At 60.3% G+C, this 25699-nt stretch carries 26 protein-coding genes and 3 pseudogenes; 22 read left to right on the forward strand and 7 right to left on the reverse strand.

Features of this window, described 5'->3' with window-relative positions; genetic code table 11:
• Nucleotides 1–85: 85 nt before the first annotated feature.
• The 7 genes and pseudogenes from AMK00_RS29460 (at nucleotide 86) to AMK00_RS29485 (ending at nucleotide 6782) form a co-directional block, all read left to right on the forward strand.
• A complete protein-coding gene (locus AMK00_RS29460; protein WP_064812848.1) occupies nucleotides 86–715 on the forward strand; it encodes a TetR/AcrR family transcriptional regulator in 630 nt (209 codons plus the stop codon).
• Nucleotides 716–725: 10 nt separating this feature from the next.
• Complete coding sequence (locus AMK00_RS29465) at nucleotides 726–1520, forward strand: pyrroline-5-carboxylate reductase family protein (RefSeq protein ID WP_064812850.1); 795 nt, start codon at nucleotides 726–728, stop codon at nucleotides 1518–1520.
• Between the two features lie 68 nt (nucleotides 1521–1588).
• On the forward strand, nucleotides 1589–2590 hold the full coding sequence (locus AMK00_RS29470) for an ABC transporter substrate-binding protein (RefSeq protein ID WP_064812852.1): 1002 nt from the start codon (nucleotides 1589–1591) through the stop codon (nucleotides 2588–2590).
• 92 nt (nucleotides 2591–2682) lie between these two features.
• A complete protein-coding gene (locus AMK00_RS29475) occupies nucleotides 2683–3570 on the forward strand; it encodes an ABC transporter permease (protein ID WP_064812854.1) in 888 nt (295 codons plus the stop codon).
• The gene (locus AMK00_RS29480; RefSeq protein WP_064812856.1) at nucleotides 3563–4642 is read left to right on the forward strand and encodes a quaternary amine ABC transporter ATP-binding protein; all 1080 of its coding nucleotides are present in this window, start codon (nucleotides 3563–3565) and stop codon (nucleotides 4640–4642) included. The genes AMK00_RS29475 and AMK00_RS29480 overlap by 8 nt, the downstream gene beginning before the upstream one ends.
• Before the next feature lie 93 nt (nucleotides 4643–4735).
• A pseudogene (locus tag AMK00_RS31685) lies at nucleotides 4736–4993 on the forward strand (FAD-dependent oxidoreductase); the annotation flags it as partial.
• Nucleotides 4994–5783: 790 nt separating this feature from the next.
• On the forward strand, nucleotides 5784–6782 hold the full coding sequence (locus tag AMK00_RS29485) for an AraC family transcriptional regulator (protein WP_011428719.1): 999 nt from the start codon (nucleotides 5784–5786) through the stop codon (nucleotides 6780–6782).
• 56 nt (nucleotides 6783–6838) lie between these two features.
• Here the strand turns inward: AMK00_RS29485 and AMK00_RS29490 are convergent, their stop codons facing one another.
• The 3 genes from AMK00_RS29490 to AMK00_RS29500 all read right to left on the reverse strand — a co-directional run bounded on the left by AMK00_RS29490 (nucleotide 6839) and on the right by AMK00_RS29500 (nucleotide 11428).
• Nucleotides 6839–7114 carry a hypothetical protein gene (locus tag AMK00_RS29490; protein WP_064812858.1) on the reverse strand — a complete coding sequence of 92 codons (276 nt, stop codon included), beginning with the start codon at nucleotides 7112–7114 and terminating at the stop codon, nucleotides 6839–6841.
• Complete coding sequence (locus AMK00_RS29495) at nucleotides 7111–9405, reverse strand: FdhF/YdeP family oxidoreductase (protein ID WP_064812860.1); 2295 nt, start codon at nucleotides 9403–9405, stop codon at nucleotides 7111–7113. The genes AMK00_RS29490 and AMK00_RS29495 overlap by 4 nt, the downstream gene beginning before the upstream one ends.
• Nucleotides 9406–9499: 94 nt before the next feature.
• Entirely contained in the window at nucleotides 9500–11428 is a 1929-nt protein-coding gene (locus tag AMK00_RS29500; RefSeq protein ID WP_064812862.1) for a diguanylate cyclase, read from the reverse strand.
• 240 nt (nucleotides 11429–11668) lie between these two features.
• On the opposite strand from AMK00_RS29500, the gene AMK00_RS29505 reads away from it, so the two are divergent.
• From AMK00_RS29505 to AMK00_RS29525, 5 genes are all read left to right on the forward strand, one after another.
• Nucleotides 11669–12697, forward strand: coding sequence for an aldo/keto reductase (locus AMK00_RS29505; protein ID WP_064813215.1), 1029 nt, complete (start codon nucleotides 11669–11671; stop codon nucleotides 12695–12697).
• Between the two features lie 178 nt (nucleotides 12698–12875).
• Nucleotides 12876–13223 (forward strand): DUF488 domain-containing protein, encoded by a 348-nt coding sequence (locus tag AMK00_RS29510; protein WP_064812864.1) that lies wholly within the window; start codon nucleotides 12876–12878, stop codon nucleotides 13221–13223.
• Nucleotides 13224–13323: 100 nt separating this feature from the next.
• Nucleotides 13324–13845 (forward strand): DUF4142 domain-containing protein, encoded by a 522-nt coding sequence (locus tag AMK00_RS29515; RefSeq protein WP_064807790.1) that lies wholly within the window; start codon nucleotides 13324–13326, stop codon nucleotides 13843–13845.
• Between the two features lie 7 nt (nucleotides 13846–13852).
• Nucleotides 13853–14173, forward strand: coding sequence for a cupredoxin domain-containing protein (locus AMK00_RS29520; protein WP_064812866.1), 321 nt, complete (start codon nucleotides 13853–13855; stop codon nucleotides 14171–14173).
• A gap of 36 nt (nucleotides 14174–14209) precedes the next feature.
• On the forward strand, nucleotides 14210–14920 hold the full coding sequence (locus AMK00_RS29525) for an RNA polymerase sigma factor (RefSeq protein ID WP_064812868.1): 711 nt from the start codon (nucleotides 14210–14212) through the stop codon (nucleotides 14918–14920).
• A 183-nt stretch (nucleotides 14921–15103) separates the two neighbouring features.
• Here AMK00_RS29525 and AMK00_RS32790 read toward each other — a convergent pair whose 3' ends face one another.
• Entirely contained in the window at nucleotides 15104–15328 is a 225-nt protein-coding gene (locus AMK00_RS32790) for a hypothetical protein (protein WP_167377219.1), read from the reverse strand.
• Between AMK00_RS32790 and AMK00_RS32340 the strand changes: the two are divergent.
• From AMK00_RS32340 to AMK00_RS29550, 5 genes and pseudogenes are all read left to right on the forward strand, one after another.
• Nucleotides 15242–15594, forward strand: a pseudogene (locus AMK00_RS32340) (EAL domain-containing protein); the annotation flags it as partial. The gene AMK00_RS32790 and the pseudogene AMK00_RS32340 overlap by 87 nt on opposite strands.
• Nucleotides 15595–16022: 428 nt before the next feature.
• Entirely contained in the window at nucleotides 16023–17378 is a 1356-nt protein-coding gene (locus AMK00_RS29535) for a TadE/TadG family type IV pilus assembly protein (RefSeq protein WP_064812872.1), read from the forward strand.
• Complete coding sequence (locus tag AMK00_RS29540; RefSeq protein ID WP_064812874.1) at nucleotides 17375–17905, forward strand: TadE/TadG family type IV pilus assembly protein; 531 nt, start codon at nucleotides 17375–17377, stop codon at nucleotides 17903–17905. The genes AMK00_RS29535 and AMK00_RS29540 overlap by 4 nt, the downstream gene beginning before the upstream one ends.
• A 1-nt stretch (nucleotide 17906) precedes the next feature.
• Nucleotides 17907–18491: a TadE/TadG family type IV pilus assembly protein gene (locus tag AMK00_RS29545; protein WP_064812877.1), complete on the forward strand. Its 585-nt coding sequence runs from the start codon at nucleotides 17907–17909 to the stop codon at nucleotides 18489–18491.
• 108 nt (nucleotides 18492–18599) lie between these two features.
• Nucleotides 18600–19148 carry a hypothetical protein gene (locus tag AMK00_RS29550; RefSeq protein ID WP_170965817.1) on the forward strand — a complete coding sequence of 183 codons (549 nt, stop codon included), beginning with the start codon at nucleotides 18600–18602 and terminating at the stop codon, nucleotides 19146–19148.
• Nucleotides 19149–19232: 84 nt separating this feature from the next.
• Here AMK00_RS29550 and AMK00_RS29555 read toward each other — a convergent pair whose 3' ends face one another.
• Complete coding sequence (locus AMK00_RS29555) at nucleotides 19233–20072, reverse strand: hypothetical protein (protein WP_064813219.1); 840 nt, start codon at nucleotides 20070–20072, stop codon at nucleotides 19233–19235.
• A 152-nt stretch (nucleotides 20073–20224) separates the two neighbouring features.
• Between AMK00_RS29555 and AMK00_RS29560 the strand changes: the two genes are divergently transcribed.
• Nucleotides 20225–21187, forward strand: a complete 963-nt coding sequence (locus AMK00_RS29560) for an Ldh family oxidoreductase (RefSeq protein ID WP_064812879.1) — start codon at nucleotides 20225–20227, stop codon at nucleotides 21185–21187.
• Here AMK00_RS29560 and AMK00_RS29565 read toward each other — a convergent pair.
• Nucleotides 21184–21489 carry an FCD domain-containing protein gene (locus AMK00_RS29565; protein ID WP_257784638.1) on the reverse strand — a complete coding sequence of 102 codons (306 nt, stop codon included), beginning with the start codon at nucleotides 21487–21489 and terminating at the stop codon, nucleotides 21184–21186. The genes AMK00_RS29560 and AMK00_RS29565 overlap by 4 nt on opposite strands.
• A gap of 99 nt (nucleotides 21490–21588) precedes the next feature.
• On the opposite strand from AMK00_RS29565, the pseudogene AMK00_RS29570 reads away from it, so the two are divergent.
• From AMK00_RS29570 to AMK00_RS29585, 4 genes and pseudogenes are all read left to right on the forward strand, one after another.
• Nucleotides 21589–22309: pseudogene (locus AMK00_RS29570) on the forward strand (GntR family transcriptional regulator).
• 4 nt (nucleotides 22310–22313) lie between these two features.
• The gene (locus tag AMK00_RS29575; protein ID WP_064812883.1) at nucleotides 22314–23099 is read left to right on the forward strand and encodes a pyrroline-5-carboxylate reductase; all 786 of its coding nucleotides are present in this window, start codon (nucleotides 22314–22316) and stop codon (nucleotides 23097–23099) included.
• 197 nt (nucleotides 23100–23296) lie between these two features.
• Nucleotides 23297–23542: a DUF5086 family protein gene (locus AMK00_RS33385; protein ID WP_237350526.1), complete on the forward strand. Its 246-nt coding sequence runs from the start codon at nucleotides 23297–23299 to the stop codon at nucleotides 23540–23542.
• A 230-nt stretch (nucleotides 23543–23772) separates the two neighbouring features.
• The gene (locus tag AMK00_RS29585) at nucleotides 23773–24960 is read left to right on the forward strand and encodes a hypothetical protein (protein ID WP_064812885.1); all 1188 of its coding nucleotides are present in this window, start codon (nucleotides 23773–23775) and stop codon (nucleotides 24958–24960) included.
• 87 nt (nucleotides 24961–25047) lie between these two features.
• Here AMK00_RS29585 and AMK00_RS29590 read toward each other — a convergent pair whose 3' ends face one another.
• Nucleotides 25048–25596, reverse strand: coding sequence for a cupin domain-containing protein (locus AMK00_RS29590; RefSeq protein WP_064813221.1), 549 nt, complete (start codon nucleotides 25594–25596; stop codon nucleotides 25048–25050).
• Nucleotides 25597–25699 lie beyond the last annotated feature (103 nt).

Below are 25699 nucleotides of genomic sequence, written 5' to 3' on the forward strand. Positions count from 1 at the left end.
ACATTGAAAACATGAAGGTCATTGTTATCGACACTAATGTACATTTTTCTTGTGCCAAGCCGCGGAAGTTGATAGGAGATGATGCATGGACCAGGCTTTGAACGACACCGGCTGGCGCGGATCGCAGGAGGGTTGGCTGGAAGCAGCCTACCAGTCACTGCTGGAATCCGGCGTGGAATCGGTGAAAATTCTGCCGCTCGCAAAGAAGCTCAATCTCTCGCGAACGAGCTTCTACTGGTTTTTCAAGGATCGGGAGGAACTGTTGAGCGCGCTGGTGGCGCGTTGGCGCGATAAAAACACCGGCAATATCGTCAAGCAGTCCGAAGCCTATGCGGAGTCGCTGGCTGAAGCGATGCTCAACGTTTTCGATTGCTGGCTGAACACCGATCTCTTCGACGCCAAGTTCGAATTTGCCGTGCGCAGTTGGGCGCTGCAGTCGGACGAGCTTCTGGCCGAGGTCCACAAGGCCGATCAGATCCGGCTGGAGGCGCTTAAACGAATGTTTATGCGGTTCGGGGTACCAGAAACGACATCAGATGTCAGAGCGCGGACAACTTATCTCGTTCAGATCGGCTATATCTCCATGCAGTCGAAGGAGGAACTCGCCATCCGCATGAAACGGATTCCGGAATATATTGCGATCTACACGGGCGAAGTGCCGCAGCAGAGGGAGCTCGATCGCTTCTTCGCGCGGCATAGCTATAGGCCCGGCTGAGGAAGCCGAGATGAGCGTTTCCTTGAGGATTGGTATTATTGGTGGTGGGGGCTGGCTCGGTGGGGCCATTGCCGGCTCAATCCTCGATTCCGGCCTGGTCGACCCTCGAAATCTCTGCCTCTCCTATCGCAGCCGGCAGTCCGACCGTTTCCCGGATTCCTTCTGGACCACCGACAGTCAGGAACTTGCCGACCGCTCCGATGTGATCCTTCTCTCCATCCGCCCCGATGACTGGTATCCGTTCGCGCTCGATGCTTCCGACAAGCTCGTGGTTTCGGTCATGGCCGGCATTCGCCTGGGCGTCCTTTCGGAGCGCCACAAGACAGGCCGCGTTGTCCGCGCCCTGCCGAATGCCGCCGCCGAAGTGGGGAAATCCTATACCCCCTGGATCGGTTCGAACGACATCACTAGCGACGATCGGGCCGTCGTCCGCGCGATCTTCGAAACCTGCGGATCTGAGGACGAGGTCGCAAGCGAAAGCGACATCGATTATCTCACAGGCCTTTCCGGCTCCGGGCCGGCATTCCCGGCGCTGCTCGCCGCCGCCATGATGCGCGATGCGGTCGCCCGCGGCCTGCCGGCCGATGTTGCGCGCCGCGCCGTCAATACGGTGATATCAGGCACCGGCCGGCTACTGGAGCGCCGCAACGACTGTCCCGACGACGTCGTTCAAACCTTTCTCGACTATCGCGGCACCACCGCGGCAGCCATCGAAGGTATGCGCGCCGCCGGGTTCGACGCTGCTGTTGCAAACGGACTATCGGCAGCATTCAAGAAATCGGTGAGTATGGGAGACGCTTCCTGACGACCGTTGAGGGCGGGTACTGCGGCACCCCGCCTAGCCACATCAGCCGCTAAATAGAGGGAACGAGAATGAAGAAACTACTCGCATCGACATGTTTGACGTTCGGCCTGCTCGGCGGCGCGTCTTTCGCCAGCGCCGCCGATTGTGGCAGCGTCACCATCGCCAGCATGAACTGGCAGAGCGCCGAAGTTCTCTCCAACCTGGACAAGTTCATCCTGAACGAAGGTTATGGCTGCAGCGCCGACATCACCGTCGGCGACACCGTCCCGACGATCACCTCCATGGCCGAAAAGGGTCAGCCTGATATCGCCCCGGAAGCCTGGATCGATCTGCTGCCGGATGTCGTCAAGAAAGGCACGGAAGAAGGCCGCATCGTGCAAGTCGGCTCGCCGCTGCCGGATGGCGGCGTACAGGGCTGGTGGATACCGAAATATCTCGCCGACGCCCATCCCGACATCAAGACCATCGGCGATGCGCTGAAGCATCCGGAACTCTTCCCCGATCCGGAAGACGCGAAGAAGGGCGCCATCGTCAACGGCCCGCAGGGCTGGGGCGGCACGGTCGTCACCTCGCAGCTCTACAAGGCGTTTGATGCCGAAAAGGCGGGCTTCACCCTCGTCGACACCGGCTCTGCCGCCGGTCTCGACGGTTCGATCGCCAAGGCCTACGAGCGCAAGGAAGGCTGGGTCGGCTATTACTGGGCTCCGACCGCGCTGCTCGGCAAGTATCAGATGGTCAAGCTCGAAGCCGGCGTGCCGGAAGATGCTGCCGAATGGAAGCGCTGCATCACGGTTGCCGACTGCCCCGATCCGAAGCCGGCGGCATGGCCAGTCGATCACGTCGTGACTCTCGTTGCCAAGCCTTTCTCCGAAAAGGTTGGGCCTGAGGTCATGGACTATCTGAAGAAGCGCTCCTGGAGCAACGACACCGTCAACAAGCTGATGGCTTGGATGACGGACAATCAGGCGACCGGCGAAGACGGCGCCAAGCACTTCCTGGAAGAAAACAAGGACATTTGGACCAAGTGGGTCTCGCCTGAGGCAGCCAAGAAGATCGAAGCTGCTCTCTAAGCCAAAATTGCGGTGCGCCAAAAGCGCACCGCTTCTCACGCGCCGACAAAATCAAAAGACTGCCACGGCTGTTTGACGAAAGGGGAACCGAGATGGAATGGTTTTATAAATTCCCGCACATGAACGACGACGCGCTTCGCAACCTGAAGAAAGCGATCGATGACGGCTTTCGCGGATTTACGCGCAGCTATGGCGACGGCATCGAAAGCCTCTTCGTCCCGCTGCAGCACTTCCTCATCGCTGCCGAGCGATTCATGACGCAAACGCCGTGGCCGATCATTACCCTGATCATCCTGGTCATTGCCTGGTTTGCGAGCCGCAGCTTGAAGATCGTTGCCGGCTGTCTGGTGACCCTGATGCTGATCGGCTATTTCGACATGTGGGACGACACGATGCGGACGGTCTCGATGATCTTCGTCTGCACGGTGCTTTCCATCGCTATCGGCATTCCGATCGGGATCCTGATGGCGCGCTCCGACCGGCTGCAGCGCATCGTCAATCCGATCCTCGACGTGATGCAGACGATGCCGAGCTTCGTCTATCTCATCCCCGTCGTCATGCTGCTCGGCATCGGCAAGGTGCCCGGTCTGATCGCCGTCGTCATCTACGCGATCCCGCCGATGATCCGGCTCACCGATCTCGGCATCCGGCTCGTCGACAAGGACGTGCTCGAGGCCGCAGATGCCTTCGGCACCTCCAGAGCGCAGAAGCTTTTCAAGGTGCAGCTGCCACTGGCGCTCCCCACCATCATGGCCGGCATCAACCAGACGATCATGATGGCGCTCGCCATGGTGGTCATCGCTTCCATGATCGGCGTCCAGGGCCTCGGCCAGCCGGTACTCAAGGCAATCGCCAACCAGTACTTCACGCTGGGCATTTTCAACGGCCTTGCCATTGTCGGCATCGCCATCATCTTCGACCGGGTCAGCCAGGCATATGGCAAAAGGCTCCAGAAGCATCGGGAGACTGTCCATGGCTGAGAATCATTTCGGCGGTATCAAGATCCGCAACCTCTACAAGATCTTTGGGCCCAACCCCGCCGCCCATGTCAATGCGGTTCAGAAGGGTCTGACGAAGACCGAGCTCAACCAGAAGTACGGTCACGTGCTCGGCCTCCGGGATATCAATCTCGAGATGCCCTCCGGCTGCATCCAGGTCGTCATGGGCCTTTCGGGATCGGGCAAGTCGACGCTGATCCGCCATATCAACCGGCTGATCGACCCAACTGCCGGCGAGGTGCTCGTCGACGGCGTCGATGTCGTTAAGATGAACGAAACAGAATTGCGGACGTTCCGCCGGCAGCAGACGGCTATGGTCTTCCAGAAGTTCGCGCTTCTGCCGCACCGCAACGTTCTCGACAACACCATGTTCGGTCTCGAAGTGCAGGGCATGGAGCGCGCAAAAGCCGTCGACGTCGCTATGCGCTGGATCGAGCGCGTCGGGCTGAAGGGCTTCGAGCAGAAATACCCCAATCAGCTTTCCGGCGGCATGCAGCAGCGCGTCGGTCTGGCGCGGGCGCTCTCCAACGACGCACCGGTGCTTCTGATGGACGAGGCCTATTCGGCCCTCGACCCTTTGATCCGCACCGACATGCAGACGGTCCTTCTCGACATTCAGAAGGAGATCAAGAAGACCATCGTCTTCATCACCCACGATCTCGACGAGGCTTTGCGGCTGGGCGATCAGATCGCGATCCTGCGCGACGGCGAGGTCATCCAGCAGGGCACCAGCCAAGATATCGTGCTGCGCCCTGCGGACGACTACATCGCCAACTTCGTCAAGGAGGTCAACCGCGGCCGGGTCGTCCATGTCGAAGCCGTCATGACGCCGCTCCATTCCGCCGCGGCGGCAAACGGGCCGACGATCGCAGCCGGCACGACGGTCGAAGAGGCCGTCCGGATGCTGGCCTCGACGCCGGACGACAATGCCAGGGTGGTTTCCCCGTCGGGAGAAACCTTGGGCCTCGTCACCTTCCGCCAGCTCGCAGGCGCAATGGTGAATTCGCAGGAGGTGGCTCCCCAGCGCGACAGTGCCCTTTCAGTGGCGCTCTGAAGCTCCAGGTACGCCTCTCGGTTGCCCGGCGACATTGACGTTCGGCGCGTCACACGCACTGCAACGGGCAAGCCGGCTGCCTGAGGGACCACCATGTCGAAGCTTTTTCCGCGTCTGTTTTCGCCCGTCAGTTTGCGCGGGCGCAGCTTGGGCAACAGGATCGTCTTCGGCGCGCATCCCGCAAACACGGCCGAGAACGGCGTGCCGCGTGACCAGCACGTCACGCCGGCGCGCCATCGACGGCGCCGGGATGATCGTGGTTGAGCCGATGCAGGTTCATCCCGCCATACTGACCCGCGGAATTTTCGTCCCGGCGACTGCAGCGTGGTCCCTCATTTCTGGCCGGTGAGTCGGATTTGAAGCTTTGATCCCGTGCCTTGAAAAGAAGGGGCAGACAGCGCCAAGCCTATACGTTTTGCGCAGGACCAGTCCAGACTGCGTCACGAAAAGCCGATTGGCCGACAATATCGGTGCCCGACAATTGCTCCATCGCTACGGAACACTAAAGTAGATCCGACCGGAGCCATGATGGCTTACGGTCCGGAAGCTCCCCTCCATCGATCACCCCCAAAATGGTGGAAGGGGATTACATCCATACGCACCCCATCCCGTGCGTATGCCAACTGCCTGTCAGCCTGCCGAAGGCTATCTCGAGCGGTCCACTTTAGAACCTTCGGCAGGCGACTTTCGGATGGCGCACCCCAACGCGCCATCTGCGCAGGATGGCTAAACGTTTCATCACCGGACTACCATCAAAGCAGCAGCCCCGCGACCTTGCCAAGTGCTGCCGCTTCTGTCAGTTCCTGCCGACCGGCTAGGAAGATCCGCCAGATGGGATTTTTAGATAAGGCATTTAAAAGGTTTGTATTTCGGACGCCGGCCATGCTCAGGCTCGGCCCGCACCGGCTTGCGTTATCCAGCGGTACCGACGCCCGCATCACCTTGAAATCTGCCCGCTTCGCTGCCGCCTTACTGCGCTTTCGCCTCTTATTCGCTAATATACGGCCACGCCTCGTCCATGATGCCCTGCATCGGATCCTGAAAGGCGCGAGGAGAAAGATGAGCTCGGCGACGCCCACGCCGACGATGCGGCCGAGGCATCCCGCCGTGTCCGGCGGCAGATCAAATAAAGGGGGAAAGTATGACGGAAAACAGCGCTCAGCCATTCTCCTTCCGATTCCACGGTTCGTCTTTCGACAATATGGTGGAAACCCTCGGCGGCGCTTTCGGCGCGTTTGATGCCGAGCCTGTCGGCCGCGCCAAGGACTTCCACTGGGGATTGGATTTTTCGGTGGCCGAGACCGCCGTTCTGCTGACGGGCTATCACGAGGCGGAGTTCCAATTCAACGTCGAGCCGACCGTCAACACGGCAGAGTATCTGTCGCTCGTGGTGCCGCGCCGCGGCGGCATGGGAGTTACCTATGGGGCGCGCAAGGCCGAGGCCGGGCAAGGCAAACTGCTTCTCTACAATAATTTCGAACCCGACAGCGTTCTCATGCACGGGCAAGGCAATGTCATCGACGAGTTGCTGATCAACTGGCCCGTCATCCTCCAGACGATCGGCCAGACGTTCGAAATGCCGTTCAGCGGCTCGCTCGACCTTCTGCCCGAACTGGATCTGTCGACGCCGGCCGGCCGGACGATCGGCAACCTTACCGAAACGATCATATCAGGGATGCGCGACAACGGCCCGCTGCTGCAGTCGCCGATCGCCATGGCGCACATGACGCAGGCGCTCGCCGATCTCGTCGTGCGCATGGTGCCGCACCGCCTGTCGCATTTCCTTGAAAAGGGAACCGCTCTGATTGCTCCGAAGCATGTACGCAGGGCGATCGAGTTCATGCAGGCCAATATCGATCAGCCGATCACCATGCCGAAGGTGGCGGAAGCGGCCGGCGTCTCCAGCAGAGCGCTCGAAACCGGTTTCCGCGCATTCAAGGGAACGTCCCCCGCCGCTTACCTGCTGACGCTTCGTCTGCGCGCAGCGCGCCGGGATCTGCTCGATCCCGAGTGCAGGGAGACGATGAAGGCCATCTGTCTCAAATGGGGATTCTTTCATTTCGGCCGCTTTTCCGCGGTCTACAAGGCGACATATGGCGAATACCCCTCCGATACGAGAAAGCGCATGGGCCGCCGGTAACTTGCATCTGAAGCGCACCGCGATCTTTCAGCTTCGCTCTTTGCGCCCTCTGTCTTTTAAGGCACGGCCAACCTGTAGTGCACTCGCATCGTCCTCGGATCCCGCTTGACGATCTCAAGCATATCACCACGCTCCGCCAGCGCGCCGAGATCCCGCAACACAAGGGCATGCGCGATCCCCAGCATGCGCGCAAAGGAGCGGCTGTCGGACGCGATCCCGAGCTCGGCGGCGACGAGCAGACCAGCCTGTATCGAGGTCAATCCGATGCCCCTATCCTGCGCCGCAGCGACAAGGGCAAGAAACCGGTCTGCGCCGATAGCCTCGTTGCTCACGCGGCGTCTCGCTTGCGCAACGAAACCATGATCGATTTCGAGGTCGGCGTATCGCTTTCCTCGCCGGCGCTGCCAAGCGGCACGAGCACGTTCAGTTCCGGGTAATAGCCAGCAATGCTGCCCTGCGGAATATCATAGGGCACGAAGCGGAAATCCCGCGCGATACGCTCGATGCCGTCATCGTGATCGCCGATCACGTCGACACGGTCACCGGCCTCGGCATTCATCGCCTTCAGATCCGCCGGATGAATGAAGATGACCTGCCGCTCTCCGTAGACACCGCGATATCGGTCATCGAGACCATAGACCGTCGTATTGTATTGGTCATGCGACCGGAACGTCTGCAGAGCGAAACGCCCCTCGCCCCTTCGCGTACGCTGGTGCACGGTCTCCGCAGGAAGCGGCTGGCAAGAGAATGATGCCCTGCCTGCCGGCGTCTGCCACTCCCGATGGGCGGCCGGGTTGCGCAGATGGAAACCGCGCGGCTTGCGCAGGCGGGCATTGTAGTTTTCAAAGCCGGGAATGGTCGCCTCGATATGATCGCGGATGCGGTCGTAGTCGTCGGCCAGTTCTGCCCAGTCGGCCACGGAGGAGCCGACCGTTGCCTGCGCAATGCCGGCAATGATGGCGACCTCAGAGAGGAGATGCGGCGAGGCCGGACGGTTGATGCCGGCTGATCCATGCACCATGCTCATCGAATCTTCGACACTGACGAGTTGAGAGTTGCCGGCAGCGTTCAGATCCATCTCGGTACGCCCGAGGCAGGGCAGAATGAAGGACGCCTCGCCGGGCATCAGATGTGAATGATTGGGTTTGGTGGCGATGTGCACCGTCAGCTTCAGCTGGCGAAGCGCTTTTTCGACCAGTGCGCTGTCGGGCGTCGCACGGGCAAAATTGCCGCCAAGCCCGATGAAGGCCTCGGCCGAGCCGTCAAGCATCGCCCCGATCGCGGCAAGAACATTGTGGCCATGGTCACGAGGCACGGAGAAGCCGAAATGCTTCTCCAGCGCATCGAGGAAACCGTCCGCAGGCCTTTCATTGATGCCGACGGTTCGGTCACCCTGGACGTTGGAATGGCCGCGAACCGGGCAAAGACCGGCGCCAGGCTTGCCAATATTGCCGCGCAGGAACATGAAGTTGGCGATCTCCCGGATCGTCGCCACCGAATGCAGGTGCTGGGTCACTCCCATTGCCCAGGTACAGATGACCCGTTCGGCCCTGATATAGGCATCGGCCGCCTGTTCGACCTCCTGTCGGCTCAGTCCTGATTGGTCTTCGATATCAGCCCAGGCCGTCGCCTCGACTAATGCCCGGTATTGCGCAAACCCGGCGCAATGTTCGGCCAAGAATGCATGATCGAGAACCGGTGGCAGACCGGCGGCAACCGCAGCGGCTTCCGCGGCCAGCACCGCTTTTGCCATTCCACGCACAGCGGCCATATCGCCGCCGAGCTGCGGTTGCAGATAGAGGCCGGCGATATCGGTCGCGCCGCCGCGCAGCATCTCGATCTTGTCCTGCGGATCGGAGAAACGCTCCAGCCCGCGCTCGCGGATCGGATTGAAAACGACGATCCGCGCGCCGCGCATCGCCGCCCGGCGCAGGTCGCCGAGCATTCGGGGATGATTGGTGCCGGGATTCTGGCCGATCACAAAGATCGCATCGGCCTCCTCGAAGTCCTCCAGAAGCACGGTGCCCTTGCCGACGCCGATCGCCTGGTTCAGCGCGATTCCACTTGCCTCGTGACACATGTTGGAACAATCGGGAAAATTGTTGGTGCCAAAGATGCGCACGAACAGCTGATAGAGGAAGGCAGCCTCGTTACTGGCGCGGCCGGACGTATAGAACTCCGCCCGATTGGGATTCTCGAGGCCCTTCAGAATGCTGCCGATCTCGGCAAAAGCATCCTCCCACGCCACCGGCAGATAACGGTCGCTCGCAGCATCGTAACGCATCGGATGCGTGAGGCGGCCGTTGAGTTCCAGTTCGTAATCCGACAGCCGGCGAAGCTCAGAGACCGTATTCGCCGCGAAGAAGGCGGGGGTCGCCCGCTTTTCCGTCGCCTCCCAGGCGACGGCCTTCACGCCGTTTTCACAAAATTCGAACGACGAGCCGTGTTCCGGATCGCCCCAGGCGCAGCCCGGGCAATCGAAGCCGTCCGGCTGGTTCGCCTTCAGCATCGTCCGCGCCCCCGAGACCGGCATGCCGCTTTGCAGCAATTGTTTGCCGCAGCTTTTCAGAGCGCCCCAGCCGCCGGCTGCCGCCGATTTCTTCCCAATGAATTTTGTGTCCATGCGCCCTGTATTGACGAAGGGCGCTAAACATCAAGGGCGTACGAATGATGACTCGATAGAAGAAACCTATCGAGAGAGCTGAAGCGCGTAGCTTCTAACCGGTTTCCTTCAGGGCATGCCCGTTCTCGCGGGAATGCGCCAGAATACGGTTGCGACCTTGCGTCTTGGCCTCATAGAGCGCGGCGTCGGCCTCTGCCAATAGCCGGTTCGGGCTGGTCCGCAGGGTCGCGCCTGTGGCGCAGGATATGCCGATGCTGGCGGTGACCCGGCCGAACTCACTGCCGGAATGAATGATATTCTCCTGGGCCAGGCGACGCGCGAATTGTTCGGCAACAATCATCGCCCCCTTGGCGCTGGTGTCGGGAAGAAATACGGCGAATTCCTCTCCGCCGTAGCGCGCGACGATGTCTGCCGGCCGACTGACGGACTGGCGCAGACACTTGCTGACGACGCGCAGGCATTGGTCGCCGGCGGGATGGCCATAGGTATCGTTATAGGCTTTGAAGCGGTCGATATCGACCATCAGCAGGCTGAAAGGCGTATTTTTCCTGGCGCTGCCCGCCGTCTCACGTGCGAAGGCCTCGTCGAAAGCGCGGCGATTGACAATGCCGGTGAGCCCGTCGGTCTCGGCAAGATTCTTCAATTGCTCCGCCGACAGCCTGAGCGCGATTTCCGCCTGTTTCGTCGCTGTGATGTCCGAGACGACGGCCATCGCCGTGCCGTCTCCGGCAATCCGTGTGCGGATGCTGCGCCAATCACCGTTGTGAAGCTGAATCTCCTCATCCTTATTGCTGTGCAGGGTCGCGCTGGCGGTCTTGATCCACTCTTCCAGATTACCCTCTGCGATAGCAGGCCGCTCGCCGGTTTCGACGACGCGGCGCAGGATGTCGCTGATATGCGCGCCGACAACGCGGGCATCTCCGGAGAGCGGAAAGGCGTTGCGGTACTGTTCGTTGCAAAAGACAAGAAAGCCTTTGCTGTTGTACATGGCGATGCCATCGGACATGTTCGCCATCGCATGCGACAGCAGGTTCTTGCTTTCGCGCAGCTCCCGCTCCAGTGCTGTGCGCTCGGTCACATCGCGCGTCACGCCCGCAAGACCGATGATCCGTCCCTGCTTGTCCCTGAGTGGCACCTTGGAAGCGAGCAGGAAGCGGCCTTCGATCCGCTCGTTGGAGTCGATCAGCGGCGTCCCTGTCTCCATCACCTGCTGCTCAAGATGATACAATTCTTCAGCGAGCGGCTGCGACATCAGATTGAAATCCGACAATCCGGTCATCTCCGCCGTCGTTCTGAAACGGAAGAGGCGCGTCATGTTTTCATTGACGGTGATGAACCGGCTGTTTCGGTCCTTCACATAGAGATAGTCGGGCGACTGCGAAAATGCCGTCACCAAAATGCTGCGTTCCAGCTCCCATTGCTGCGTTTTCAAGAGCACGAAGCCGCCCAGCACGGTCGCCAGACAATTCAAAGCCGCCAGGGGAAAACCGACGCCGGCCAGCACATGAGCCGTCACCAGAGTGGGAAGCAGAGCCATCGATGCGACCAGCGCGCCGCCAAGGGCGAGGCTCAGCAACGCAACGTCCATGAGCACCGGAGATCTCTTGCGGGTCCAGAAATGACCGGCCACGCCGATGCCGGCGGCAGCAGCCATCGTGACGATCCCATCGAGCATCGCCGTGCCGCCGACGGCAAAGCGAAAGGCCATCGCCAGCGATGCCGCAACAGCCGCAGCGATCGGCCCACCGAACATGCCGGCCAATGCAATCGGCGAAAATCGCAGATCGATATAGATGCCCGGATGAAACTCAACAGCCAGCAATATAGATCCGATGGAGGCGCCGCCGGCTATGATTCCGAAGGCGATCCTCTCCTGCATGAAGGACCGGCGCTGAAACTGAATCGAAAAGAGCGCCCAGAGCGACATTGCCAGGGATACGAAGGAAAGGTTGCCGCCGAATTGCGTCCAGATGCCATTCACTGCGTTGGATCCACCTTCCAAACCATGTAACAACCCTGTCATACGACAGAGTGGTTTGGGCTTCGTTAAATCGGGCAGCTAGATGCGCCATTCACCGGCTAATGCACCGGATATCGCGCTCGTCTACGGATGCTCGCTGGGTTGGCACCCTTGCCCGGGCCATCGCAGACGCCATCGCAGACCAAGGTTTGTCATTTTAGCGTCGATTCCACCCAGAAGCGTTATGGGTTAGAATGCAGTGTCGGGCACGAACGGTAAACGAATGGGATGCGGGTACTTGACATGAAGACGCGACATTGGGATCGCAGGGGAGACGGCGGGCTTACCTTTACGGAATTGGGGTTCGGCACCGCGCCGCTCGGCAATCTTTATCAGGCGATAACCGATGAGGAGGCGGCAGCGGTATTGGATGCAGCCTGGCAATACGGCATCCGCTACTTCGACACCGCGCCGCTCTATGGACTTGGCTTGGCAGAGAGGCGGGTTGGCCGCTTCCTCGCAACGAAACAGCGTAAAGACTTCGTCGTGTCGACAAAAGTCGGCCGGCTCCTCAAGGTCTGCCGACCCGAACAGCGGACCGGCATCGGCAAATTCTTCGATACTCCCAATCGCCGAGAGGTTTTTGACTATAGCTACGATGGCATCATGCGATCTTTCGAAGCCTCTTTCGAGCGCACCGGGCTCGACAGCTTCGATATCCTGTTCGTGCACGATCTGGATGTCTTCAATCACGGCACCCCGGCGGCCTGTGACCATTATGTCGAGCAATTCATGAGCGGTGGGTATCAGGCGATGACCTCACTACGCGACCAGGGAGTGGTGAAAGCCATTGGTGGCGGGATAAACGAGTGGGAGATGTGCCAGACGCTTGCCGAGCGTGGCGACTTCGATCTGTTTCTTCTTGCTGGACGATATACTTTGCTCGAGCAGGAGGCGTTGGAATCCTTTCTCCCCCTGTGCGTCGCCCGCAATATCGGCATCGTGCTCGGCGGGCCCTATAATTCCGGCATACTCGCGACAGGCCCGGTTGCTGGCGCGCAGTATAACTACTCTGACGCCCCGTCACACATCCTCGATAAAGTCGGGCGCATCGAGCACGTCTGTCTGAAATACAATGTCGCCCTCTCAGACGCGGCTCTCAACTTTCCGCTCTTCCATCCGGCTGTCGTTTCTATCATCCCGGGTGGCCAGTCGATCGATCAAGTGGCGTCAAACGAACGCGGGCGGAACACACATATCCCTCACGAGCTGTGGGAGGACCTGAAATCGCTTGGCCTAATGCGAGGTGATGCGCCTGTCGGTGAGTCATAGGGGGCGCTGACCTAAACGTATCTGGAAACGGCAGCGGTTGACGCAGTTGCACGCGAAAAATCAATTATGACAGCTCAGAGGCAGTCCAGTGTGACTAAGTGGCAACCATAAACCGTGAGTGGAACCAAATCCTGCATCGGCGTATTCGTTCTGAATTACCTTCATAGCGGGTGAGCAAATGGCCTTGCACATCAAACGAATCTACGAGCCGAAAGAAGACAAGGACGGCACGCGTATTCTGGTCGACAGGCTGTGGCCGCGCGGCTTGAAGAAGCAGGAGGCGGCCGTCGATGTCTGGTTGAAGGACATCGCGCCGAGTCCGGCGCTGCGCCGATGGTTCGGCCACGACCCCGCCAAATGGAGCGAGTTCCAGCGCCGCTACCGCGACGAGCTCAAAGAGAATTCATCTGTTGTCGAGGAACTCGAACGCCGGATCGGGCAGTCGGATGCCACGCTTCTCTATGCGGCGAAAGACCAGGCCCACAATCATGCCATCGTGCTTCAGCGTTTCATCGGCGAAGACTGAACCCACGACAGGCAACCATTTCCCTCTGCGAAAATATCCGGGAACCTTTTCGATCGATCTGCATCCAATGCTCGCATTCATCCGACATAGGAGACAGATCATGTTCAAGCGAATTCTCGGCGCAACCTTCATCGCGGCATTGCTCGGCACGGCCTCGATCGCCGCCGACGCCAAGCCGACCGACCCTCAGATCGCCCACATCGCCTATACGGCGGGGCAGATCGATGTCACCGCCGCCGAGCAGGCGTTGAAGAAGAGCAAAAATGCCGAGGTCATCGAATTCGCCAAAACCATGGAGCGCGACCACAAGGCCGTCAACGACCAGGCGCTCGCCCTCGTGAAGAAGCTGAAGGTGACGCCTGAGGACAACAAGATCAGCCAGTCGCTCTCGACCCAGGCGAGCAAGGAACTGAAGACGCTTGACGCCCTCGACGGTGCAGCCTTCGACAAGGCCTATGTCGAAAACGAAGTCGCTTATCACAAGTCGGTCAACGATGCCCTTGCCAAGGTGCTGATCCCTTCGGCTCAGAACAAGGAACTGAAATCGCTGCTGGAAACGGGCCTAACCCTGTTCAAGCAACACCAGACGCATGCCGAGCATCTCGCTTCGATGATCAAGTAGGGTCGCGATGGGATCGCTGATGAAATTGGCGCCGCTGTTGTTGGCGCTGCTCTGGACAAGCAGCGGAGTCGCCTCAGCGGCGGAATATCAGGTCACCATCGCAGGCATGAAATTCGGTGCGCCGCCTGCCGAGCTGCATGTCGGCGATGTGATCGTCTGGCGAAACGATGATATATTCCGGCATACGGCGACGGCTCGCGACAAGAGCTTCGATGTCGATCTGCCGCCGAAATCGGAGGCGCGGATGACGGTCGGCCGGGCGGGAGCGGTCGATTTCTACTGCCGCTTTCATCCCGCCATGACGGGCAAACTGGACGTCCGGCCGTAAGGTCGGGCTCCGATCCAAAGCAATGCGGAGATTTGCATGACAGCCATTGCGGTTCCGGTCGCGCAACGCCGGCAGAATATATCAGCGCTCCCCGATGCCGAGCTCGTGTCCCTTGCAAAGCAGGGTGACGAGCCCGCCATCCGCGCCATTGTCCAGCGTCACAATCAGCGCCTGTTCCGCACCGCGCGCGCCATCATCCGCAACGATTGGGAAGCGGAAGACGTCGTGCAAGCCGCCTATGTCAAGGCCTTCACCAACCTGGCGACATTCCGGGGCGAGGCCGAGCTTTCGACATGGCTGACCCGGATAACGCTTAACGAGGCGCTGGGCCGCGTGCGCGCACGAAAGAATACCACCGGGCTTGAGGAAATCGACATGCAGACGACATCGCGGGGCGGCGAAGTCCTCCAGTTCCCCTCCTCGCTCTCCGCGACCGACCCGGAAAGCGAGCTGTCGCGAAGCCAGGCGCGGCATCTTCTCGAACAGGCCGTCGACGACCTTCCGGACGAATTTCGCGCCATCTTCGTGCTGCGCGAGGTCGAGGGCATGAGCACCGAGGAGGCCGCATCCTATCTCGGCATCAAGCCTGAAACCGCCAAGACCCGGCTGCATCGGGCGCGCAAGCTGATGCGCCAGTCGATCGAGAAACAGCTCTCCGGCGCATTCTCTGCGCTGTTTCCCTTCGACGGCGCTCGTTGCGCCTCCATGGGCGATCGCGTCATCGCAGCCCTTCGCCAGACATCGTGAGATCCGGCATCAGCACGCGCTTGCTTCGACGCTGCAACGCGAGGCAGGCAGGCCGTATGCCTTCTCGAAATCATCAAGCATTCCAGACGGCGGCGCTGATCGCCTCGACCTTGCCCGCGCCGACGGCGAGGTTCTTCCGTGCATGAGGCAAGCGGCGGGACCGGTGAATTCCGCCGCCCGCTATCAACCTTCAATGATCAGATGGCTTAGCTCGCCGTTCAATCTATCGAGTTCATCCAACACCTTCCGAATTCGGGCGCGTGCCTGAAGCATTTGATCAATGTCTGCAGCGCCGGACAGGTCACCTGCGGCCTGCGACTCGAGATTGCCGAAACCATCTCCCGGTTCCGCGAGCATGGCGTTTCGGTCTCCCTCGACGATTTCGGCGGCTTCCCCTCGCTCGTGCATCTGCGCGATTTCCCTTTCGACGAGCTCAAGATCGACCGCAGCTTTGTTGCCGAGATCGGCAAGGATGTCCGCTCGGAGCAGATCATCAGGGCGGTCATCGATCTCGCCCGCAACTCGGCAAACGCTGCGTCGCCGAAGGCATTGAAGACGAGGTGCAGCGCGCTTTCCTGCTTAGCGCCGGATGCAAGACCGCCCAAGGTTATCTCTGTGCCAAGCCGGAACCGGCTTCTGCGGCAACCGAATGCTTGCTGCGCCGGCCGGCCTCGCGAAAACTACCGGGGCGGCGCCGGTCCGCACCGACGTCGATTCGTCCGGAGCTCGATCATTGCGGCAAGCTCGGATTGCAGATGATCAAGGCCAAGAAGGGTGAAGTCAGCGCCCAGTCGCAGGCCGTACCGACCCAGATGTCGGAAGGCTGGGATTGCCGCGGTGGGAGACTTTTTCAATAACAGGAACATGTCTTCGCAGGAGGTTCAAAGACGCCTGCACGACCTGCTGGTGCAGCGCTGAGAGGGGCTCCTCCGCATGCGCCGACAGCGTAGCGAATATCCATAATTCGCAACCATGTCCAATAAGCGCAGCAAACGGCGTGCCGACAGTGCATCTTCTACCGGAAATTGGGAATTTAACAAACCCTCAAGTTTTCGAGATACATCTTGCTTTTGCTATTTTTTGTCTTGCGTCACGGTGTCTTTTGAAGTCGGCTCTTTCATACTCACTTGCTCGAATTACGGGCGCCCTCCGTAGTCTTGAAAGGGACAGAGGCGGCAACGTCGCGATCGTCGTCGCCCTCAGTCTCGTGCCGATGCTCGTCGCCGTCGGCGCAAGCTTCGACTATATCCGCAGCTACAATGTCCGGCAGAGGATGCAAAGCGATCTAGACGCGGCCCTGATTGCCGCGGTCAAGCAGATCAACAACACCGAGGATACCGACGCTCTTAAGGAAAAGGTCTCCGACTGGTTCCATGCGCAGGTGGACAACAGCTACACGCTTGGCGATATCGACATCGATACCGTGAACCACAACATCACGGCGACGGCGAACGGGACTGTTCCGACGACATTCATGAAGATCGCCAACATCGAGACCGTTCCCGTCAGCGTGGCAAGCGCGGTCAAGGGACCAGCCACGTCCTATCTCAATGTCTATATCGTCATTGACACGTCACCGTCGATGCTGCTGGCGGCAACGACGTCCGGCCAGTCGACCATGTATGCTGGCATCAAATGCCAGTTCGCCTGCCACACAGGCGATTCACACACCATCGGCAAGAAAACATACGCCACCAATTATGACTACAGCAAGGAAAAGAAGATAAAGCTGCGCGCCGATGTCGCCGGCGACGCCGTCCGTGAAGTGCTCGACATGATCGACGAATCCGACGAGAATCACGAACGCATCAAGGTCGGGCTATACAGCCTGGGGGATACGCTTTCGGAGGTCCTCGCCCCGACGCTGAGCACGGATGCGGCGCGCACCCGCCTCGTCGACGCCAGCTACGGCCTCACCAGCGCGACCTCGAAGGCCGCCACCTATTTCGACGTTTCACTTGCGACGCTCAAGCAGAAAGTCGGCGCCGGAGGGGACGGAACCTCCTCGGGCTCGCCGCTCAAGCTGGTTCTCCTATTGACGGACGGTGTCCAGTCGCAACGCGAATGGGTGACCGACAAGGTAACGAAGGATAGGAAATATGGAGCCTACTGGAACAAGGTAGCGCCGCTCAACCCCGCTTGGTGCGACTATCTGAAAAATCAATCCAACACGATGGCCGTGCTCTACACCGAATATCTGCCGATCACGACGGATTGGGGCTACAATGCAACCGTCGGCTCGACCATGGCAAGCGCCAACTGGACGAGCACCTGGGGCGGCACCATGGACAGTGGCGTGTCGACCAGCATTACGAGACGCGATTATATCCCCTACGCGCTTGGCGACTGTGCGTCATCGAAGAGCCTGTTCATATCGGCGTCGTCATCGACGGAAATCACAGCGGGCCTGTCGGCGCTCTTCACTCAATATCTCTCTTCCGTCCGGCTGACCCAATGACCGCAAGAATCCGCTTTGCACTGCTTCGCCGCCTGCTCGGCGATCGCAAGGGGGTGGCTGCGATCGAATTTGCGATCCTGGCCCTGCCGCTCTTCATCATGATCTTCGGCGTCATCGAAGTGTCGCTGATGTTCTTCGTCAACTCCTCGCTGGACGCTTCCGTTCATAAAATCTCACGGATGATCCGTACCGGCGAGGTGGCGTCATCGAAGATCACACTGGCCACTTTCAAGAGCAAAATTTGCGACGACATGCTTCTGTCCTTCAGTTGCTCGAATGGTCTCGTCGTCAAAGTCAACGTGCTTTCCGACCTGTCGTCCGCCACTCGCGCCGATCCGATCGACGACAGCGGCAATCTCGCCGTCACCGAGACTTATGATATCGGCAAGGGCAGCGATTACATTCTGGTGCAGGCGTTTCTGCCGTGGGCAGCCTCCGTCAATTTCTTTAGCCTGTCGAGCGCCAAGCTTTCGGACGGCCGCTATCTCCTTGGGTCCTCCGCTCTGTTTCGCAATGAGCCCTTCTGAGATGATCATGAAACGGAACCTCGCCCTCCTGAGACTCGCCCGATCCGCCGCCCGCCGATTTGGGCGCGACCGCGCGGCCGCCTCCGGCGTGGAATTCGCCCTGGTGCTGCCGATCCTGGTCATGCTGCTGTTCGGCACCGTTGATCTCGGCCATGCCCTCACCGTCAGCCGCAAGATAGACGAGATCGCTTCCAGTACAGGCGACATGATCGCGCAGCAGAGCACCTGGACGAAGACAGACGTCACCAAGCTTCTTTCCGGCGCGAGCTTCATCCTGCAGCCCTATGAGACCACCGGGCTGACAATCACGGTCACGGTCAACGATGTCGACAACAGCGGCAAGACGACCGTCAACTGGTCCGCCGCGTTCAACACCGCATCGCTTGCTTCCGGCACGGCTAGCGCGATCGACATACCGGCGAAGATCCAGGAGACCGGCGTCCAGGTGGTGCTCACGCGGGTGCAATACACATTGACGACACCGGTGTCGGCGTTTTTCTCGAACTTCACCGGACAGAACGGCTACAGCTTCGACCACCATTTCTTCACTCGCCCGCGCGTGAGCGACACGATCAGTTACAACTAGACTGTTTGTTCGTGGCCGGCGGATTGTGAGATCCCGACCGCTTGCCGTCCCGTCGACAATGATGCATTGCTCGCCGGCTTGGCCTATTGGCTTCTCACGGCAAATGCAATGAATGATTGTGAATGGGAGCGGCGTAAAGTGACGGCAGGAAGAGTTTTCAGCGGGGTGTGGCGTTTGCCTCTTGTTGCGCCCTTCGTCCTCGCAACCATTCTATATTCACGTCATGCCGGCGCGGCGCCCGAGGACGGGGAATGGTCGCAAGATCCGGGCAGCCATTGCAGCTTCGTAGCGCCGGCTTCCCTGACTGCCGGACCAACCTTCTGGATCGGCGCCTGCGTCGACGGCAAGGCGTCGGGGGAAGGAATGCTGCGCCGCCGGGATGGCGACAAGGCCGGACCGGCCTTCTTCGGCAGGATGAAGGACGGGATTCCCGAGATCGGGATCATCGATCTCGCCGATGGATACAGGGCGGGCAGCTTCAGCGATGGCGACATCGGCGGGCAAGCCGATCCCGATCCGCAGGACAGGATAGACGCCTTTCGTATCGCGGCCAAGGCTGCGCGGCTCGTCAGCGCCAAATATGCGGCCGAGAAGAACGCGGGATCCGCGCGCCACTATGAGGAGCTTGCCCAGACGTTGGAACAGCAGACCGATTGAATGACAGGCGTATGCGCGAGTAGCTGCAGAGTCGATCCAGCGCTTCGCCCTGTCGCAGGCCAATTACCCCAAGATCGAGCCGGCTCACCCGGCGACCTTGACGATGCCGTAGGGATTGAACTTGAACTCGTCGACGTCATAGGCGGAATCGAAGGAGAGGCTTGCGCCCCGCGCCTTGAGCGTCCGATCGAGACCCTGCTTGCCGATCTCGTCGGCAACTGCATCGATGATGGCAACGACCTGTCTTTGGCTGCCCGCCGTCTCCGGAACATAGACCTCCGGCAGCCCCACGAGATGGAAGCCGACGCTTTCCAGATAACCGCGCGCCGAGAGCGGCCGCTTTGCGAAGGCCAGACGACCCACGCGCTGCTGGGCGAGCGGATCGCCGGCGTTCTTCGCTTCGACGCCTTGGCCGGCCAGCTTTCTCCATCGATCCAATCCATGTGCGATACCGGCGCTTTCGCCCTTGACGGCAACCGCTCCCGCCTCGATCAACCGCTCGACGAGGCGCAGGGCCGTCATCGACACCTCGACGGTGTCTGCTCGCGCCATGCTCGGCCCGAGGACATAGAGGACGGATTGATGATCGGCGACGGCTTTCTCGTCCGCCTCGTTCCATGCATCGGGTTCGACCCGATCCCAGCAGACATCGAATGACCGATTCATGCGGTCATCCGGCTCCGTCTGCGAATAATCCTCATCGACGCTGAAGCCGGTGGCGAAATCACGGATGGCTTTGGCCGCCGCTTCGGACAATTGGCTGAGGTCGCGATCCCGCCCGAGGAAACAGAGGACATGCCGGGGTGTCACCGACGACGCCTCCTCCTGCGTGATTGTTTCTGGGCTGGTGTCGATAGCGAAAGAAGGTTTCCAGCCGATCAGGGCCCATAGAGACCCCAACAGCGCGCGACGCACGATATGCAAGATCAATGCCTCCGTTCGGTCGAATCTTTACAGCTTCCGCTTGTAAACGCATGACATCCGAAACGAAAGCGGGATCATCGCAAAGGCGATGCGTCGCGCCCCTTAAACATAGGCTTGTCAACTGAGCAGCAGGAAAATGGACATGTCTGTACATGATGCGCGCCTGCCGGGCGGCAGGCGCCAGCGAAGCCACCGCCCGTTCCCTCGTGGACGCCACCTTGTCCGCCGCGCTTTATGGACCCCCGGCCGTCGGGTTTCCGCATTTCGTCGATTACCTCGACAGCTTCCGCGAGGGCCGCCTCAATCGCGACCCCGCTCCCACCTGTGAGCGTCCTTACCCCGCCTTCTTCGCCGCGGACGCCGATCGGGGGATAGCGCAGCTCGGTTTCGATCTTGCCTTCAAGGATCTGGTCGAAGCGGTGCGTACGCTCGGGGTCGCGGTCTTCACGCAAACGAACAGCTATACCACAGGAGAACTCGGCTATTACGTTCGCCGTCTCGCGGGCGAAGGGATCGTCGGCATCGCCGCAACCAACGCCAATGCCATGGTGGTCGCCAAAGCGGGCGGCCCCGCCGTCTACAGTACGATTCCGATGGCCTTCGGCTTTCCGCTTGGCGACGGATCGCCCCCGCTCCTCATCGACCAGGCTTCGAGCGCGACCGCCTATGTCAACGTCGTCGCGGCCGCAGCGGACGGACGCAGCATCCCGGAGGGATGGGCTGTCGATGAAGCGGGACAGGAAACTCTGGATGCCGCAAGGGCGCTCGGCGGAGCCCTCCTTCCCTTCGGCGGGCGCAAGGGCGCTAATGTGGCGCTGATGGTGGAAATGCTGTCGGCCGGCCTATCCGGCGGCCCCTGGTCATTGGATGCACCGTCTTTCAGATCGGGGAGCGCCAGCCCCGCTGTCGGGCTGACGATTGTCGCGATGATGCCGGGACGCGCCGGCGACGGCCTTGTCGAACTCGCGCGCCGCCAGGCCGACCGCCTGCAGGACCACGGCGTCTTCGTACCCGGCGTCAGCGGCATCGAATATCCGAGGCCTGCATCGGAAGGGCTGAAGATGTCCCGCGCCGTGCTTGAGGCCATCACGAGGATTGCGGAGACTGGCGGCTAAACGGACGTCTTCCCGGGCAGATGTTTGAGCAGCGATTGGCACGCGCTCATGATGTGACCATAGACCAGCTCTGCTGCCTTGTCCTCCTCCCGCTCCAGGCAGGCTTCGACGATTTGCCGAAGTTCGCGGTCCGCCGTCTGCTTGCCGTGCGACAGGGTCGATTGCACCCGGATATATCGTTCCAGCCGGTCGTTCACCGAACGGATCGTGCTGACGAGGAATGTGCGAAGCGCGCGGTTCCACTCGTCGGCTCTGGCCGTTTCTGTTGTTTTCTTGTCGGCTGCGTGTCGACTGGAAAGGATGTGTCAACAGCGTGTCGACAAAGGCAAGCCCAAAAATTACATTGCCGGCACGCTGTTTTTCTGGCCCAATGGGCCTGGCGTCTGGAGAAAGGTACTTAGGTGCCTGAAGAATCGGAAGTGAAACGCATCCGCGGGACCGGCTGGAAAAGCGTCTATGAAACGCTGCGCAATGAGATTCTGTCGCTCGCTCTGCCACCCGGCCAGCTTCTCGACGAGATGACGCTGGCCGAACGTTTCGACATGTCGCGCTCGCCGGTGCGCGAAGCGCTGATCCGACTGGGTGCCGACGAGCTGGTGGTGACGCTTTCCAACCGCAGCACGATCGTCGCGCCGATCGAAGTGGCAACCTTTCCGAAATATGTCGAGGCGCTCGACATCGCGCAGCGGATGAATACGCGGCTTGCCGCGGCACTGAGGACGGAAGCCGATCTGAAGATCATCGCCAAGCGGCTGAAGTCGTTTGAGGCTGCGGTCAAGACAGGCAATCATCTCGCCATGTCGGAAGCCAACAAGGAATTCCACATGGCAATCGCCCATGCCGGAAAAAATCAGTATCTGGCTTCATTCTACGAGAAGCTTTTGTCGCAGGGCCAGCGCATGCTGCACCTGCATTTTGAATATCTGGAGCGGACGCACGAAGGCTATCTGCTGACCGACGAGCACACGCTGATGCTCGACGCCATCAGGGACGAGAATGTCGAGCTGGGCCGACGAACTCGCTCAGGCCCATACGCGCCAGTTCCAGGACAATTTCATCAACTTCATGCGCGAGAACTACACGACGGATGTCGCGCTGGGGCCGTTGCGGGCAGCGGAGTAATCACATGAGCGTCAAGAGCATTGGATTCGTCGGCACCGGCGCCATTACCGAAGCGATGGTGCGCGGACTTCTGACCGAACCGGCCTATGCCAGCGAGGTTCACGTTTCTCCACGAAGCGCCCACATTGCCGCGACTTTGGCAGAGGAGTTCGCCTCCGTCAGGATTGCCGGGGATAACCAAAGCGTCGTCGATCGCAGCGATATGGTTTTCCTGGCGATCCGGCCGCAGATCGCCGAAGAGGTCGTGCGCGCGCTGTCGTTCAGAACCGGCCAGGTGGTCGTCAGCCTCGTAGCCGCGACCGAGCGCCAGGCGCTTCTCGATTGGATCGGCACCGACGTGCACCTCGTCCAGGCCATCCCCCTGCCCTTCGTCGCGCAGCGGCAAGGCGTCACCGCCATCCTCCCGCCGGATGCCGCCGTCGCGGCGCTGTTCGATACGCTCGGAACCGCCGTCCAGTGCCAGACGAAAAAGGAATACGATCTGCTCGCAGCGGCGAGCGCTGTGATGTCGACCTATTTCGGCATCATGCAAACCGTAGCCGTCTGGCTGGAAAAAAGCGGCCTCGAAAGGCCGAAAGCAAATGCCTACATTGCGCCGCTTTTCGCAAGCCTGGCGCAGAAGGCCAACAGCCCAGGCACAGAGCCGTTCAGCGCGCTAAGCCGCGAATTCGCCACCAAGGGCGGATTGAACGAGCAGGTTCTCTCCCACGTTGACAAGAAGGGCGGCCTTGCCGCGCTGACCGCAGCGCTCGACGGCGTGCTTGCCCGCATCGAGGGGCGCAGCAGCTGAAGCGCATACGCCCCAGCGAAAATCCCTGACCGTGGTTTTAGCAGTCGCCGCGAATTTGGGCCAGACGAGTTGGGCACGCGACGAAGCGGTGGGGCGGCCAACCGACATTTTTTCTCCGTCTCGCCGCGGACCGTCCGCTGGGCCACCGTCCACAAGGTTCCCGATCCAGGGAAGGCGATCCCTATTACCACGTCGAGGTGATCGAGAAGGAGCGACGTACGCCGCCGTGGCAATTCAAACGGCTTGCCACCCATGTCTTGGTCACGGCCAATGCGTTGAACAGAAGCCGCTCGCAACAAAAAGCCAGGACCTATTTTTGCAAGGAGGAGGCGGGTGTTTGCCGCACCACGATCCTCGAATGCGTCGGCATCGCCGGCAAGCGTGACGGATTCCGCTTGGCCGGCGAAAATCGCGGTTGCAAAATTTCAGGAAATGCAATTTAGCTCTGCCCATGAGTCACAAGACTACTTTGGCTAGAGAAAATTTCCTCGCCCGCCCACCGGCGGCGGGGTGGCCGAATTTCTCCGGCCCGCCGGTTCCGGCCGATCCCGATCGCATCACCCCCAATTAGCTGATCTGACGAACCGTGACGTCCCGGCCGCTCTGCGAGCAGGCGCGGCGGGGCATATTCCATGAATTTCCCCGCATCCACTTTCCACACAAGGACATCTCCATGAAGCCTATGCGCAATTTCCACCTGATGATGGCAAGCACCGCGTTCCTGACGCTGGCCGGCCCGGCGCTCGCCCTCGACGGCGCCGATATGATGAAAAAGCTCAGCGCCGCGACCAATGCCGGCGGCACGGTCATCACCTTCGAGAAGGCCGAAGTCGACGGCGACACGGTGACGGCAACAGGCGTCCAGGTGGGATTTGCGAACCTGCCCGGCGACACGCTGAAGATCGGCGACCTCACCTTCGAGGGCGTCGAGGAAAAAGAAGGCGGCGCCTATTACGCCAAGACCCTTTCCTTCCCGGATGTTGATATCAGCCAGGAAGGAGGACGCTTTTCCGCCAAGGAGATTCTGTTCACCGGCCTGACGATTCCCGCCAATGCGACCGGCGAGACGCTGGACGATATCCTCCTCTATGAAACCGCCAGCACCGGGCCGATCGCTCTCAACATCAAGGGCAAGGACGTGCTTGCGATCGAAGGGGTCGAGGCAAATATGGGGCGCCAGGACGGCGGCTTTGCCTATGACGCCAACGTCGCCGGCTTCAAGGCCGACCTGTCGCAGGTCGAGGACGCGGCTGCGAAGGAGGCCATCGAGAAGCTCGGACTGACGACGCTCGACGGCACCATGACGATGAAGGGAAGCTGGGAAGTCGAAAGCGGCAAGGTTGTCCTCGACGAATATGCTTTCGATTTCAAGAATGTCGGCCGGCTGAACTTCGCCGTCGACTTCTCCGGTTATACGCTCGGCTTCATCAAGTCGCTGCAGGAGGCGGTCAAGACAGCCGAAGCCAATCCGAACAAGGAAGAGGCCAACCAAGCCGGCGGACTTGCGATGATGGGGCTGATGCAGCAGCTGACGTTCAACAGCGCCTCGATCCGCTTCGACGACGCCTCGATCACCAAGAAAGCGCTCGACTATGCCGGCGCGAAGCAGGGCGTCACGGGCGACGAGCTGGCGCAATCGCTGAAGGCGCTGGTTCCGATGATGATGGCGCAACTCAACATGCCGGAACTGCAAAACCAGATATCGGCGGCCCTCAACACCTATCTCGACGGGCCGAAGAGTCTGACGATCAGCGCCGCCCCGGAAAAGCCGGTTCCGGTGCCGATGATTGTCGGTGCTGCCATGGGCGCGCCGAACACCATTCCTACGGTGCTCGGCGTCAAGGTATCGGCGAACGACTAAGTCAAGATCAACCGCCGAAGGCGGATCCTTACCGATCCGCCTTCGGGATCATCCTTCCGAAAACACTGCACGCATTCTGAAATTGCGTTAAAAGGTCGGTGGCGTGCAGGCGCTGATAACGTCGCAGGGCACCGGTCCGACGCAGCGGAACCGATGCGGGCGCCGGCTTTCGAAATAATAAGCGTCTCCCGGTCCAAGGATCCGCCGCTCGTCGTCGACCGTGACCTCGAGTCTTCCCGAGAGCACGATTCCGCCCTCCTCCCCTTCGTGAACAAGGGGAATTTTTCCGGTGTCGGCACCCGGCTGGTAGCATTCCTTCAGCATCTGCAGGCTGCGCCCGAACAGGGTTTCGCCGACTTGCTTGTAGGAAATGGCACCCTTGCCGATCTCCACCAGTTCTTCGGCGGCGTAAAAGGCCTTTTTCGGACGCTCCGGTTCGAAGGCGAAGAATTCCGCCAGCCCGATCGGAATGCCATCGAGGATTCGCTTCAGAGCTCCGACCGAAGGATTGGAGGCATTCGATTCGATCAGTGAGATCGTCGAGTTCGGTACACCGGTGCGTTTGGCGAGCTCACGCTGGGAAAGCTTGTGAGCGATGCGCAGGTGGCGAAGGCGGCTGCCGATGTCGACTGACATGATGGATCCGTTTGCTTTGTCCAGAATATCGCAAAACCTATCTTCTTCATTGTTCAATTTCAATAACTTGCATCACCAAAGAAAAGGACTTGTTTGAAAGATG

The sequence above is a fragment of the Rhizobium sp. N621 genome, from assembly GCF_001664325.1.
Classification (GTDB): domain Bacteria; phylum Pseudomonadota; class Alphaproteobacteria; order Rhizobiales; family Rhizobiaceae; genus Rhizobium; species Rhizobium esperanzae.

Coding starts and splice junctions, on each gene's coding strand:
- AMK00_RS29460 (WP_064812848.1), top strand. CDS start 86: ATGGACCAGGCTTTGAACGACACCGGCTGGCGCGGATCGCAGGAGGGT.
- AMK00_RS29465 (WP_064812850.1), top strand. CDS start 726: ATGAGCGTTTCCTTGAGGATTGGTATTATTGGTGGTGGGGGCTGGCTC.
- AMK00_RS29470 (WP_064812852.1), top strand. CDS start 1,589: ATGAAGAAACTACTCGCATCGACATGTTTGACGTTCGGCCTGCTCGGC.
- AMK00_RS29475 (WP_064812854.1), top strand. CDS start 2,683: ATGGAATGGTTTTATAAATTCCCGCACATGAACGACGACGCGCTTCGC.
- AMK00_RS29480 (WP_064812856.1), top strand. CDS start 3,563: ATGGCTGAGAATCATTTCGGCGGTATCAAGATCCGCAACCTCTACAAG.
- AMK00_RS29485 (WP_011428719.1), top strand. CDS start 5,784: ATGACGGAAAACAGCGCTCAGCCATTCTCCTTCCGATTCCACGGTTCG.
- AMK00_RS29495 (WP_064812860.1), bottom strand. CDS start 9,405: ATGGACACAAAATTCATTGGGAAGAAATCGGCGGCAGCCGGCGGCTGG.
- AMK00_RS29500 (WP_064812862.1), bottom strand. CDS start 11,428: ATGACAGGGTTGTTACATGGTTTGGAAGGTGGATCCAACGCAGTGAAT.
- AMK00_RS29505 (WP_064813215.1), top strand. CDS start 11,669: ATGAAGACGCGACATTGGGATCGCAGGGGAGACGGCGGGCTTACCTTT.
- AMK00_RS29510 (WP_064812864.1), top strand. CDS start 12,876: ATGGCCTTGCACATCAAACGAATCTACGAGCCGAAAGAAGACAAGGAC.
- AMK00_RS29515 (WP_064807790.1), top strand. CDS start 13,324: ATGTTCAAGCGAATTCTCGGCGCAACCTTCATCGCGGCATTGCTCGGC.
- AMK00_RS29520 (WP_064812866.1), top strand. CDS start 13,853: ATGGGATCGCTGATGAAATTGGCGCCGCTGTTGTTGGCGCTGCTCTGG.
- AMK00_RS29525 (WP_064812868.1), top strand. CDS start 14,210: ATGACAGCCATTGCGGTTCCGGTCGCGCAACGCCGGCAGAATATATCA.
- AMK00_RS32790 (WP_167377219.1), bottom strand. CDS start 15,328: ATGCACGAGCGAGGGGAAGCCGCCGAAATCGTCGAGGGAGACCGAAAC.
- AMK00_RS29540 (WP_064812874.1), top strand. CDS start 17,375: ATGACCGCAAGAATCCGCTTTGCACTGCTTCGCCGCCTGCTCGGCGAT.
- AMK00_RS29545 (WP_064812877.1), top strand. CDS start 17,907: ATGATCATGAAACGGAACCTCGCCCTCCTGAGACTCGCCCGATCCGCC.
- AMK00_RS29550 (WP_170965817.1), top strand. CDS start 18,600: ATGAATGATTGTGAATGGGAGCGGCGTAAAGTGACGGCAGGAAGAGTT.
- AMK00_RS29560 (WP_064812879.1), top strand. CDS start 20,225: ATGATGCGCGCCTGCCGGGCGGCAGGCGCCAGCGAAGCCACCGCCCGT.
- AMK00_RS29575 (WP_064812883.1), top strand. CDS start 22,314: ATGAGCGTCAAGAGCATTGGATTCGTCGGCACCGGCGCCATTACCGAA.
- AMK00_RS29585 (WP_064812885.1), top strand. CDS start 23,773: ATGAAGCCTATGCGCAATTTCCACCTGATGATGGCAAGCACCGCGTTC.
- AMK00_RS29590 (WP_064813221.1), bottom strand. CDS start 25,596: ATGTCAGTCGACATCGGCAGCCGCCTTCGCCACCTGCGCATCGCTCAC.